Origin of the sequence: Kluyvera sp. Awk 3 (assembly GCF_028069715.1) — a bacterium.
GTDB classification, from domain to species: domain Bacteria; phylum Pseudomonadota; class Gammaproteobacteria; order Enterobacterales; family Enterobacteriaceae; genus Kluyvera; species Kluyvera georgiana_A.
In genome coordinates, this window is record NZ_JANEWH010000134.1 from 1 (window position 1) to 11,744 (window position 11,744).

Here is an 11,744-nt window from a genome sequence, read left to right on the forward strand (position 1 = left end):
TTATGATTCCCTGCGCGCCAGCATCGTCGCGAAACGTAATTTAATACGATTGCCCTTTTCATCAGTACGATGCAGTTCGCCGACGTCTTCGTTATATTTCAGCAAATCCCAACCTTTATAATAGTTTTTCAGCTCACCCGTTTTAAAGGCAAACGGGAAACCAACCGTACAGGGGAAATCATCGGTGTCCATCGCTGCGACAATCAGATTGTAGCCGCCCGGTTTGGTGCAGCGCTGCATGTTGTCGATAAGACGCGGAATGGTATTCGCTTCAAGGAACATCATCACTACGGTAGAGAGAATAAAATCGTACTCACCGTCAAAGCTAAGCGTATTGAGATCGGTGATTGCCGCCTGCAAATTATCCAGCCCTTCCGCTTCACGAATCGACTGCAGGTTCTGAATACTCATCGGGTTCTTATCCCACGCCGTTACGTCGTAGCCGTTCGCCGCCAGATAAAGGCTATTGCGCCCGTTACCGCACCCCAGATCGAGGGTTTTCCCCGGCTTAACAATAGTCGCGGCATGCACCACTTCTGAATGGGTTCGGGTCAAGCCGTATTTGTCGGTAAAGTAGTTTTCATCACGAATGGTCATTGTTCATCCTTCGGTTTCATCAGTGTCGACGGTGCAACACGCATCAAAAGTTTACCCTGAAGCAGCAACAGCAGCGTTTTTACCAGCAGCAGGCCGATCACGATATTCGTGAAAATAAAGAGCGGCAGCGCCAGATTATGGAAGAAGCCGGTTCCGCTGGCATGTCCCAGATGCAGGCCGGTAGAAGCCAGCGCGGAAATACCGAACGAGAAGCTCCAGAACGAGGCATTAAACGCCTGACGCAGATACCAGGGCATCAGGCGTAACATAAACAGCAACTGTAATAGCCCGTAGCCGAACAGCATTTTCGCGAACACATCGGCGTGTCCGCCGTTAATGCTCAACCACGCGTTACAGGCGACCAGCGCCGGTGCCAGTTGAATGCCGAGTGAGGTCCGTAACGGCACGGACAACGCGCCGCCGCTGCGCAGGCGTTGCACAATAGCGGGCTCCAGCGTTATCCATGAAATGACGCCAGCGCCCAGAAAGACCAGTCCGGCATCGTTAAACCCCAACGCTCCGCAGGCCATGGCGCTGATAAAATTGTTGGCGACGGTCGGCAGATACAATCCAGGCGTGGTGGCATCTGCCGGATGCTCGCCGCGCCACAGCCCCGCCGTTTGCCAGGCGGCGTAGCTCAATTGCAGCACCACGCCAATAATAAACAGCGCCTGCGCCAGCGGTCTCATCCACGGTGTGACGCCGATGGCGACCAGCATGGTGGTCGCCGGAAATAAACTCACAAAACTGCTGGCGATGGGGTGGCGCATCTCCAGCCAGACGCTGTAGGGAAAACGTATCGCTCGGGTGATAAAGGCCAGCGTCAACAGCGCCCACATCACAATCGCCAGTATCACCAGCCCTTCGCCAATCGCCGGGCTCAGCGGCCAGATAGTGCTGGCGTAACGCCAGGCGAAACCCATACCAATAGTGCCCAGCACCATCCCAAAATAGCCCGCTGGTAAATTCAATACCCGCTGCCCATCGGTTTCATTATGCATTTTGTTTATTTAATCAAATTTATTTAAGTTGCATTTTAAATGATTCTTTTGGCCGGCGCTAGCGCCAAAAGTCGGTCCAGAAAACGTCAGCCGTTCGCACTGCTGCGGCAGAGGATTTGCTACATTTAGTGTATCTACTTAGCTGAGGTTATCATGAAAAAATACCGTCTTAGCGACGCTTCACGCAGCGTGCAGATTGGCGAACCCGGCGCGCGGGAAAGCATCGTGATGCGGCAAATTATTGCCCTGCGGGATTTTGCCGACGTGACAGCCGGCACTCTGGGCGGCTGGGTTGATGATGAAAACGTACTGAGTCACGACGGCAACTGCTGGATTTACGACGAAAACAGCCTCGTCTACGCCGGGGCAAAGATAGAGGAAAACGCGCGGCTGATAGACTCCTGCGAAGTGAGTCATCAGGCGATTATCTGCGGCAACGCTCGCGTGCTGGCCAGCCGGATCGGTCAGGGGGCGCGCTTGAGCGGCAATGTCACGGTCGATAACGCGCGCGTACACGGTCACTGCCACCTGTTTGGCGATGCCCATATCGGCGAGGGCTGCCAGATTGTCGGGGCAAAAGGCCTGACCGCCGACAACGAACGTCTGCTGCAAATCTACGACCGCGTCCGGTTGCGCGATTGCCGGGTCGTACATCAGGCACAAATTTACGGTGACGCCAGGCTAAACCACGCCTTTGTGGAACATCGAGCGGAGATTTACGACAGCGCGCGCCTTGAAGGTAATGAGGAAAACAACATTTGGGTCTGCGACTGTGCCAGAGTTTACGGCCACGCGCGTATCATTGCCGGGCATGGCGAAGATGATATCCCCACCCTACGCTACAGCTCGCAGGTCGCGGAGAACGCCGTGATTGAAGGCAACTGCGTGCTGAAACACCACGTCCTGGTTGGCGGCAACGCCCGGCTCCGCGGCGGGCCTATTTTGCTCGACGATCACGTGCTGATTCAGGGCGATGCGCGTATCGAAGGCGATGTGCTGATCGAGTATCACATTGATATCACCGACAACGTGGTGGTCGAAGCGCTGCCTGGCGAAGCTATTCATCTGCGCGGGCGCAAAGCCATTACCGGCGCGCAGCGAATTACGCGCACCCCGCTATTTGGTGCCCTATGACCGGGTATTGTCGATAATTCGCGCGTAAATATTCTGGTCATAGAACACGCCATTCAGAAACTCTGCCTGGCGCAAGCAACCTTCCAGTTGAAAACCGTTATGTTGCGCCACCTGATTACTGCGCGGATTGTCCACCCGGCACTTAATCACAAAGCGGCGGATTTCTCCGCGTTCAGCGTAATAGCGCATAAACGCCTGCAGCGAGGCGGATAAAATGCCCTTCCCCTGCGCGGCCTCGTCCAGCCAGTAACCGATATAACCGGTCTTGTTGGACGGTTCAATCTGGTTAAAGGAAAGCACGCCCGACATTTTCCCCTCAACAAAAATCAGGAACATTTTGGCAATGCCGCGCTGGTGCAGCATCATATTGCCCTGCACATTCTGGCGGGTGTCCTGTTCGCTTTTGACAAACTGCGGCCAGTTGAGCGTTTGCTGTAGCCAGTCGCGATTGCGCAGCACCATCTGATGCAGCTCGGCTACGTGCGACTCATTAACGGCTTCAAGGGTGATGACGTCGGAAGCGACGATCGTTTCAACACAGGTCATGTGTAGGTTCTCAGTCTAAAAGAAAACCCGGCGTCGCATGACTCGGCCGGGTCCGGGCTTGGTTATTTCATAATACGGTCGTCAACATATTGACGTTTATCCGGCGCTGGCGGGAAGTACTGGTACAGCCAGGTTTCGCTGATGGCGTCGCCACGACAGCGCAGGAACAGGCGCATATCCACCGGGTCGGTGGAGTCTGACGTGGGATACCAGTCGAACAAAATACGGTAGCCGTCAAACGGTTCAACGTAGAGAATTTCAATCTGCTTCGCTTCACCGCTGGAAAGCGTGATCACCGGTTCAATGCCTTTCGGCGCAGCGGCTTTCAAATCGCCGCCGACAAAGTCGATCGCAAAACGGCGGGACCATTTATCCGGATAATGTTCGCCCGGCGCCCAGCCTTCCGGGAAGCTGCCCATCCCGGTGCGGGTGGCCAGTACGCGGGCTAACGGCGAACGGACCGGCGGCATCGCGCTCCAGTATAAGCGATAGCTAAAGTTTAACTGGTCGCCCGCTTTCATCGGTTTTTCCGGCTGCCAGAAGCAGACGATGTTATCCAGCGTTTCGCCTGTCGTCGGGATCTCCATCAGGCTTACCGCCCCTTTGCCCCACTGATTGCGCGGCTCGACCCACAGGCTTGGACGCTTGTTGTACCAGCCCATCACGTCCTGATAGTGGGTGAAATCACGATCCAGCTGCAGCAGACCAAAACCTTTCGGATTCTTATCCTGGTAGGCATTGAACTGCAGTTTTTGCGGGTTGTTCAGCGGACGGCAGACCCACTCGCCGTTGCCGAGCCACATCGCCAGACGATCGGAGTCGTGGATCTGCGGGTGAATGGTGTCGCAGACGCGGCGCTCATTATTCCCGCAGCTGAACATGCTGGTCATCGGTGCGATGCCTAACTGTTTGATATCTTTGCGCGCATAGATATGGTTTTCCACATCCATAATCACCTGCGCCTTCTCGCAGTGCACCACGAATTTATAGGCACCGGTCACGCTGGCGCTATCGAGCAGCGCATAAACCGTAAAGGTGGTGTCGCCTGGTTTAGCCGTTTCAAACCAGAAAGAGGTAAAGTCCGGGAACTCTTCGAGTGAGTCGGTATAGGTGTCAATCGCCAGACCGCGCGCAGACAGGCCGTACTGATAGGTGCTGTCGACCGCGCGGAAGTAGCTCGCGCCCAGGAAGGAGACGATGTCGCGACGCGCCAGTTCTGGTGCCTTAAACGCGCGGAACCCCGCAAAACCGAGGTCGGTCTGCCCTTCCAGCTGTTTGGTGTCGACGCCAGCATCGTTGTACTGGAACAGCTCCGGGCGGAAGTGAATTTCACGCGCCTGCTGGCTCGCCGGGTCGAGTGAGAACATACGTACGCGGCGACGGAAACCCATGCCCACGTGGAAGAACTGAATATCCAACTGGCGGTCTTTCACGTTATTCCACAGGGAGTGCGCCGCATCGTACTGGATGCTGTTGTAAGCCTGCGGCGTCAGATTTGCCAACGTCTCTGGCAGCGCGCGCGGAGCGCCTCCCCACGGTTGACGGGAGAGATCGTGAGCCATTGATTGCAGCACGCTGAAGTCAAAGCGACGCGTCTGGCCGTCGGCGATGTCAGACTCCTGCGCCAGCGCGGCCTGGGAGAAAAGCGATGCAAAACCGGAGGTCCCGCACACGGCGGCAACAGCCATTGAAGATTTTAGAAAGTGTCTGCGATTCATGCCTGGCAAAGCGTCCTTTTTATAGTCGGAATGCTGCAAAAAAATTACGGCGATACTGCTGCCCACTCTAGACAAAATTGACTGATAATCCAATTGGTAGCGCAAGAAAATCTGCTAATCCAGGTTCACATGGTGTTTCATCACGCGTTTAAACAGCGCCAGACGCGCGCGCATAAAGCGGTTTTCCACACGGAAGCCGGCGTGCTTGTGCAACCCGATACGCAGCAACCGATCACGGCCCCGTACCGAGGCAGGCCAACGCACCGGGCCCGTCAGAATCGCATGCTCCGCGCTGGCATGACGCGCGAAGTTCACCCAGTAATCGGCCACCTGGGCGGCAAAGGCTAAATCGCGCGGCGAAGCGTAATCACAAGATGGCGGTATGTGCCCCAGCGTATCGAAAACGTAAGGGACTTCATTGCCATGCCACGCGCCGTGAGGATAGGTATCGTGTTCCGCTTCAGCAACATAGTCGAACCAATAACGCCAGCACGGTTGATTCAGCCGCTGCTGGGCCTGCATCACCACGTAGCCGAGCGTGGTAAACGCCATGTCGCGGCACACTTGACGCCCCAACTCCTCATCGCCCTTCACGCCGGGATAAAGCAGTTTGATTAACCCCAGTCCCAGGCGGCGCTCGCGGCGTAGCTTCTGGATTTCTCCGGCCAAATCAACGCCAAAGACCGCCATGACGCTCGCTTCGTCGCTGTTGGAACCAACAAGTACCGGCATGGGGTGCTGCTTTGCGGCAAAAAAAACATCCAGCATGGGCTGTGGCAGTACCGCATCGCCGACAATCGGCGCAGGCCCCAGATTATGCGGAGCAGTCAACGACCAGAATGCATCCGCCGGGATTTCACGCAGACTTTGCGCAGACGCGTTGGGGAGATTGAAGTGTTCAGCTAACCGTTCACCGCGGGCCAGCGCGGTTTCACGCGGCATATCCGGCAACGTATAGCCGCTCTGGATAATGGCTTTATGGAACAGGCCTTTCGCCTTCGGCGAAGCCATCAGTGACAGCACGCTACGCGCGCCCGCCGATTCACCAAACAGCGTGATATTGTCGCGGTTTCCGCCGAAGGCAGCGATATTATCCTGCACCCAGCGCAGCGCAGCGATTTGGTCCATCAGACCAAAGTTATACAGCCGTTCGCCGTCTTCTTCCTCCAGCGCCGGATGGGCGAAGAAGCCCAGGTGGCCGAGGCGATAGTTAAGCGTCACCACCACCACGCCGCGCCGTGCCAGCGCCTTGCCGTCGTATGGCGGCAGCCCGCCCGCGCCGATAGTAAACCCTCCGCCGTGCAGCCAGACCATTACCGGCAGCAACTCATGACGTTGCGCCGGCGACCAGACGTTGAGATAAAGACAATCTTCAGAGAAGCGGCCCGGATCGCCGCCGCCCAGTTCCTGGCAGTATTCACTGTTTTGCCAACTGGAAGCCGAAAAGGTCTCGGCGGGGCGAACACCCTGCCACGGCATGACCGGCTGCGGCGCGCGCCAGCGCAGGGAGCCGACCGGCGGTGCGGCATAGGGAATGCCGCACCACAGATGGATATCCTCGTCCACTCGTCCTGACAACGACCCTTGTAAGGTCTCTACGCGCGTTGAGGCATTCTGCATCGGTGTTCATCCTTTTTTGTTGATTCCTTTGCAGATTAACCGTTTCAGAGCAAACCGCAACGGCGTTTGCTGCGCACCTCCGCTTCTTCATAGAGCTTGAATTCATCCAGAACTGGCCGTCCCAGGGCGGCTTCAAAGGCACTACGGCTGGCATTGCCATGGCTGCGCGTCTGCGCATCGCCGCCCAGATTCGACTGGAAAATCCCGGCAGCGCTCACCGGCAGAAAATCTTCATAGGTGATGGGCTGGGCGGTTATCCAGCCGCGTTCAATAAACGGCTGCGGGTCGTCACCGGGACGGATCGCCTGACGGTGCGCGTCACCACTCGGCGTAAGACGATAGCGGAACCAAGCCAACCCCTGCTGACGCAGAAGGAATTCGCTATCGGGAAAGGCTTTAAACACTTCTTGCAGATGCTGCTGATGACTGAGGTTATCTTTCCCCACGCCCGCTTCGTTCAACAACCGGTCGTATAGCGCCCGGCCTTTTGGCGTCAACGCCACCCCACGCTGCTCAATTTCACCAAAACGCGCGGTATGCGTGCCGCTGGCATCGCCGGCAAATGCCACCGGCTCTTCCAGCGCCTTAAAGCTGGTCTGACGCAGCAGTAGCGGTACCGCACGGCGCGGCGGCCCTTCTATGACGGCCTTTGGTTCGATCCCGTATTCGGCCATCAGCGACTGAACCTGATCGATATCCAGCGTGCGCGGCGTCAGGTGGTTAATATGACAACCCGGGAAGCAAACCACGTCGGCAATCAGCCGATGCTGGCGGTTAAGCGCCTCGTAGGTTTCTTTGTCTACCGTGGTATGCCGGTGCCAACGGAAAGTTTCCAGCGCTTCGTGGACGAACTCTTGTGCCTGCTCGGCGTTGAAACCATTCTGTTTATCATGAAGATTCATCAGCGCCCGACAACGCGGAGTGAAAATATCGCGCCGGGCGAGAATCTTCGCCGCCTTTTCGCGCAGCGCGGGATCGTCGATCAGCTCCAGACGCAGTAAAGAGGTAAAGATTCGGAATGGGTTGCGTTGTAACGCGGCGTCATCCACGGGGCGAAACGCGGTGGAGTGAACCGGTACGCCAGCGACCGAAAGATCGTAATACCCGACCGGTTGCATCCCCATAATGGCAAACATGCGACATAGCGTCGCCAGCTCTTCAGCCGTTCCCACCCGTATGGCGCCATGACGCTCAACGTTCAGACGCGCCAGCTCGTCGGCGTTCGCCAGCTGTTCATGCAAGCGTGCATTGTTTTCCAACACTGCCAGATTCACATCAGCAACAAGCGCTAACAACGTGCCATATTGCGGGACTTCCTGCTGGTACATTGCCGACATTGCTTGTGAAAAATCTTCCCGAATATCATCTGCCGAAAGGGTGTGCGCCATGTTTTTCCATCTCCTGTGCCTATATTTGCAGTGTAGGTAAGCACATGAGGCTATGCGCTAAGAATTTACAAAGTGTGATCCCGGCGACTGAGTTGATTTTGCAGTGAATCCCGGCCATTACATAACCACAGGTTATTTAAAATTCACCTTAAATTCACTATTAATTAACAATACATTTACACACACTGTGTGAGGCAATAATAAAATACCCTACACGGAGCCACCTATGAGCACAAAATGGTCACCGCAAGAAGTGATTCACCGGGATTATAACAATCACCCACCGGCCTACGCGCCGGGTTACAAAACCAGCGTGCTGCGCTCGCCGCGTAATGCGCTGATCTCATTGCAGAATTCTCTATCGGAGATCACCGGCCCGGTCTTCTCCCAGCAGGATATTGGCCCGCTGGATAACGATCTGATTCTGAACTACGCCAAAGATGGCCTGCCGATCGGCGAACGTATTATTGTTCACGGCTACGTGCGTGACGGCTTCGGACGTCCGCTGAAAAATACGCTGGTCGAAGTGTGGCAGGCCAACGCAGGTGGCCGTTACCGGCATAAAAAAGATCAGTATCTGGCCCCCATCGACCCCAACTTTGGCGGTTGTGGCCGCGTGATGACAGATGAAAACGGCTATTACTTCTTCCGGACCATCAAGCCCGGCCCCTATCCGTGGCGCAACCAGGTCAGCGACTGGCGGCCATCGCATATTCACTTCTCGATTTTTGGTGAAGCCTTTGCTCAGCGTCTGATTACGCAAATGTACTTCGAAGGCGATCCGTTAATTAAACAATGCCCAATCGTGCAAGCCATCAATAACGACGACGCGGTTCGTACGTTGATTGCTGAGCTGGATACTCATGCCGCCGTACCGCTGGACTGTCTGGCATATCGTTTTGATTTGGTGCTGCGCGGCCAGCGCGCCACGCTGTTTGAAAACCGTACGCAGGGGGCTGCACGATGAAAGACTATTTACCCGAAACCGCATCGCAAACCGCTGGGCCTTACGTCCACATTGGCCTCGCGCCGGACGCCGCCGGTTTTCATATTTTTGAGAAAAACTTTGGCCCAACGCTGGTTAACAGTCATACACCGGGTGAACGCATTGCCATTGAAGGCCGCGTTTTCGACGGTTCCGGTACGCCTGTACGCGACGTGCTGATTGAGATCTGGCAAGCCAACGCCGAGGGGCGCTACAACCACGTCGCCGATCGGCAGGAAGGCAAATCACTGGACGCTGATTTTCGCGGCTGGGGTCGTGCCTGCTCTAACTTTGATACGGGCGTCTGGCGCTTTGACACCATTAAGCCCGGACAGGCGGTTGGCCGCGATGGGCGCATGATGGCGCCGCACGTCAACCTGTGGATCGTCGCTCGTGGGATCAACATCGGCCTGAATACGCGCATGTACTTTTCTGACGAGCAGGAGGCCAACGCCAGCGATCCCGTACTGAATCTGATCGAGTGGGAAGTTCGCCGTCAGACGCTGATTGGCCACAAAGAAACGCGCAACGGTGAGACGGTGTACCACTTTGATATTTATCTACAAGGTGAAAAAGAAACGGTCTTTTTTGACGTGTAAGCGCTGATATTCTCTGGCGTCTCCTCCTTACCTGACCCGGCTGAGTGTAACGACGCCGGGTTTTATCCATGCAACAAAACGCTTGTCTGTTAAACCGCACAAATGTTAATAATAATTTGCTAGCAAGTTATCAAAATTAAACAACATTACTTGTCACCCATGCCGCTCTGTTTTTAACATCGCTTATGGAAAAAAATGCTCTCTTTAGTCAGCGCATTCGTCTGCGCCATCTGCACACATTCGTGGCCGTCGCCCAGCAAGGAACATTGGGGCGCGCGGCTGAAACACTTAATCTCAGCCAGCCTGCACTCTCCAAGACGCTGAATGAACTTGAACAGCTAACCGGCACGCGGCTATTTGAGCGTGGTCGACTGGGCGCGCAGTTAACCCTCGTCGGCGAACAGTTCTTAACCCATGCGGTCAAGGTGCTGGATGCGTTAAATACCGCCGGGCAGGCGCTTGTTCGTAAAGAAGGTGTTAACAATGATGTAGTGCGAATTGGCGCACTGCCCACCGCTGCGCTGGGTGTCTTGCCAGCGGTGATTGGGCAATTTCATCAACAGCAAAAGGACGTCACCCTCCAGGTTGCCACCATGAATAACACCATGCTGTTGGCGGCGCTGAAGTCCGGAGATATCGATCTTGGTATTGGACGGATGTCGGATCCGGAACTGATGACCGGGCTAAACTATGAGCTCTTGTTCCTCGAATCATTGAAGCTGGTGGTGCGGCCAGACCACCCTATTCTGCATGAAAACATCACCCTGAGCCGCGTACTGGACTGGCCGGTTGTCGTTTCACCAAAAGGTACGGTTCCACGTCAGAATGCCGAGACACTCCTTCAGAGCCAGGGATGTAAGATGCCTGCGGGCTGCATTGAAACGCTTTCGGCGTCGCTATCACGCCAGCTGACAGTTGACTACAACTACGTGTGGTTCGTGCCTTCCGGTGCGGTGAAGGACGATCTGCGGCGCGGTACGCTCACCGCGCTGCCTATCGCGACCCAAGGCCAGGGCGAACCCATCGGCATCCTTACTCGCGTAGACACGACGCTCTCCTCCGGCGCACAGACGCTGCTCAGCGCCGTACGAAAGTCGATGCCTTCGTGATGAGCGCCCGCCGTGGCCAGGAATGACGGGCCACGGCTAGCTTGCTTGTCTATTAATCTGCGCCCAGGAGAGCTTAGGAAAAGCATCAATGGCGCTTTCCGGCGATAAATTCACAACGCGAATATTATTAAGCGCGCAATAGGACTGTGCGGCATAAAAAGAATGGCGGATTTGTTCAAAATCACGATCGAGTCGCGTGCCTAACTTATCCCCTGCCGTTTCATAAAAACGCGGCTGTTCAAAATTATTCATATCCAGCCCGGCAATATATATTTCGCGATACCCCAACGCACAAGCAATTTGTAACGCTGGATAGACCACCGTGCCGTAATCAAACAGCGCCCGGTCAATGTTATCGGAGAAACCTGCGCCATCTAACCAGTGATAATGTTCATCATTAACAATGACATTCTCTTTTGCGCCGAGGAATTTGTAAATACAGGCACCGGACACAGCTTCAAAGATCTTGAATCGGCAGCGGATATGCCGCCACTCAATGTTAGTGAAAATGGTTTCCAGCGTTGTATAAGGGCAAAAGACCGTGAGATCCTCTTGCGAGACCAGCGCTTTGACAAGCGACAGACGGCCTCGGACGAAGTTTCTGTCCGTGATGGCATACCATTTAAAATCAATATGTTCCATCGAAAAGGCACCGTTAACCCCAAAGTAATCAAAGGACGTATTGAAGAAACGCGTCTCGATGTGATTGACGGATGGCCCCGTTGCCATAATAAGCAGCGGTTTGTTTCTTGTTTGTTTGTGGACAGCCGGCATGTTTATTTCTCTATGTTTAAAAAAAACATTTTCGATGCCGCCTGATGCATTTCTCACCACTCTAAAAAAAGGCCAGAGATTTTTATTGTGCTGATACTGCCGAGGGTGAGTGGTGCGATACAGCGTTTTATAAAACCATTTTGACAAGTTATCAACTGCCATCATATTATTTATTCCATAAATAAATGCCGGCAATACGCCGCACGCACGTCATTATAGTTTACCGCGTTCAATAAAAACCCACACGCTATCTACTTTCCAGAAAAGTAAAAA

General features: G+C 54.8%; 11 protein-coding genes. 4 read left to right on the top strand and 7 right to left on the bottom strand.

The window, feature by feature from the left end; all coding sequences use genetic code 11:
• Complete coding sequence (gene tehB / locus NNN71_RS20440; RefSeq protein WP_163446454.1) at positions 1 to 597, bottom strand: tellurite resistance methyltransferase TehB; 597 nt, start codon at positions 595 to 597, stop codon at positions 1 to 3.
• Complete coding sequence (gene tehA / locus NNN71_RS20445; RefSeq protein ID WP_271459219.1) at positions 594 to 1,598, bottom strand: dicarboxylate transporter/tellurite-resistance protein TehA; 1,005 nt, start codon at positions 1,596 to 1,598, stop codon at positions 594 to 596. Before tehA ends, tehB begins: the two co-directional genes overlap by 4 nt.
• 153 nt (positions 1,599 to 1,751) lie before the next feature.
• Here tehA and ydcK point away from each other — a divergent pair, with 153 nt between their 5' ends.
• Entirely contained in the window at positions 1,752 to 2,732 is a 981-nt protein-coding gene (gene ydcK, locus NNN71_RS20450) for a YdcK family protein (protein ID WP_271459220.1), read from the top strand.
• Here the strand turns inward: ydcK and rimL are convergent.
• From rimL to hglS, 4 genes are all read right to left on the bottom strand, one after another.
• Complete coding sequence (rimL, locus tag NNN71_RS20455) at positions 2,727 to 3,278, bottom strand: 50S ribosomal protein L7/L12-serine acetyltransferase (protein ID WP_271459221.1); 552 nt, start codon at positions 3,276 to 3,278, stop codon at positions 2,727 to 2,729. The genes ydcK and rimL overlap by 6 nt on opposite strands.
• A gap of 62 nt (positions 3,279 to 3,340) precedes the next feature.
• Complete coding sequence (locus NNN71_RS20460; RefSeq protein ID WP_167575756.1) at positions 3,341 to 4,996, bottom strand: glucan biosynthesis protein D; 1,656 nt, start codon at positions 4,994 to 4,996, stop codon at positions 3,341 to 3,343.
• 114 nt (positions 4,997 to 5,110) lie between these two features.
• Positions 5,111 to 6,616 carry a carboxylesterase/lipase family protein gene (locus NNN71_RS20465; RefSeq protein ID WP_271459222.1) on the bottom strand — a complete coding sequence of 502 codons (1,506 nt, stop codon included), beginning with the start codon at positions 6,614 to 6,616 and terminating at the stop codon, positions 5,111 to 5,113.
• 44 nt (positions 6,617 to 6,660) lie between these two features.
• Entirely contained in the window at positions 6,661 to 8,004 is a 1,344-nt protein-coding gene (gene hglS / locus NNN71_RS20470) for a 2-oxoadipate dioxygenase/decarboxylase HglS (protein ID WP_167575754.1), read from the bottom strand.
• A gap of 226 nt (positions 8,005 to 8,230) precedes the next feature.
• On the opposite strand from hglS, the gene pcaH reads away from it, so the two are divergent.
• From pcaH to NNN71_RS20485, 3 genes are all read left to right on the top strand, one after another.
• Positions 8,231 to 8,971: a protocatechuate 3,4-dioxygenase subunit beta gene (pcaH, locus tag NNN71_RS20475; protein WP_163446461.1), complete on the top strand. Its 741-nt coding sequence runs from the start codon at positions 8,231 to 8,233 to the stop codon at positions 8,969 to 8,971.
• Positions 8,968 to 9,588, top strand: a complete 621-nt coding sequence (pcaG, locus tag NNN71_RS20480) for a protocatechuate 3,4-dioxygenase subunit alpha (RefSeq protein WP_271459223.1) — start codon at positions 8,968 to 8,970, stop codon at positions 9,586 to 9,588. Before pcaH ends, pcaG begins: the two co-directional genes overlap by 4 nt.
• Before the next feature lie 185 nt (positions 9,589 to 9,773).
• Positions 9,774 to 10,697 carry a LysR substrate-binding domain-containing protein gene (locus NNN71_RS20485; protein ID WP_167575752.1) on the top strand — a complete coding sequence of 308 codons (924 nt, stop codon included), beginning with the start codon at positions 9,774 to 9,776 and terminating at the stop codon, positions 10,695 to 10,697.
• A 36-nt stretch (positions 10,698 to 10,733) separates the two neighbouring features.
• Here the strand turns inward: NNN71_RS20485 and NNN71_RS20490 are convergent, their stop codons facing one another.
• Entirely contained in the window at positions 10,734 to 11,636 is a 903-nt protein-coding gene (locus NNN71_RS20490; protein ID WP_271459224.1) for a lipopolysaccharide core biosynthesis protein RfaZ, read from the bottom strand.
• Positions 11,637 to 11,744: the final 108 nt, after the last annotated feature.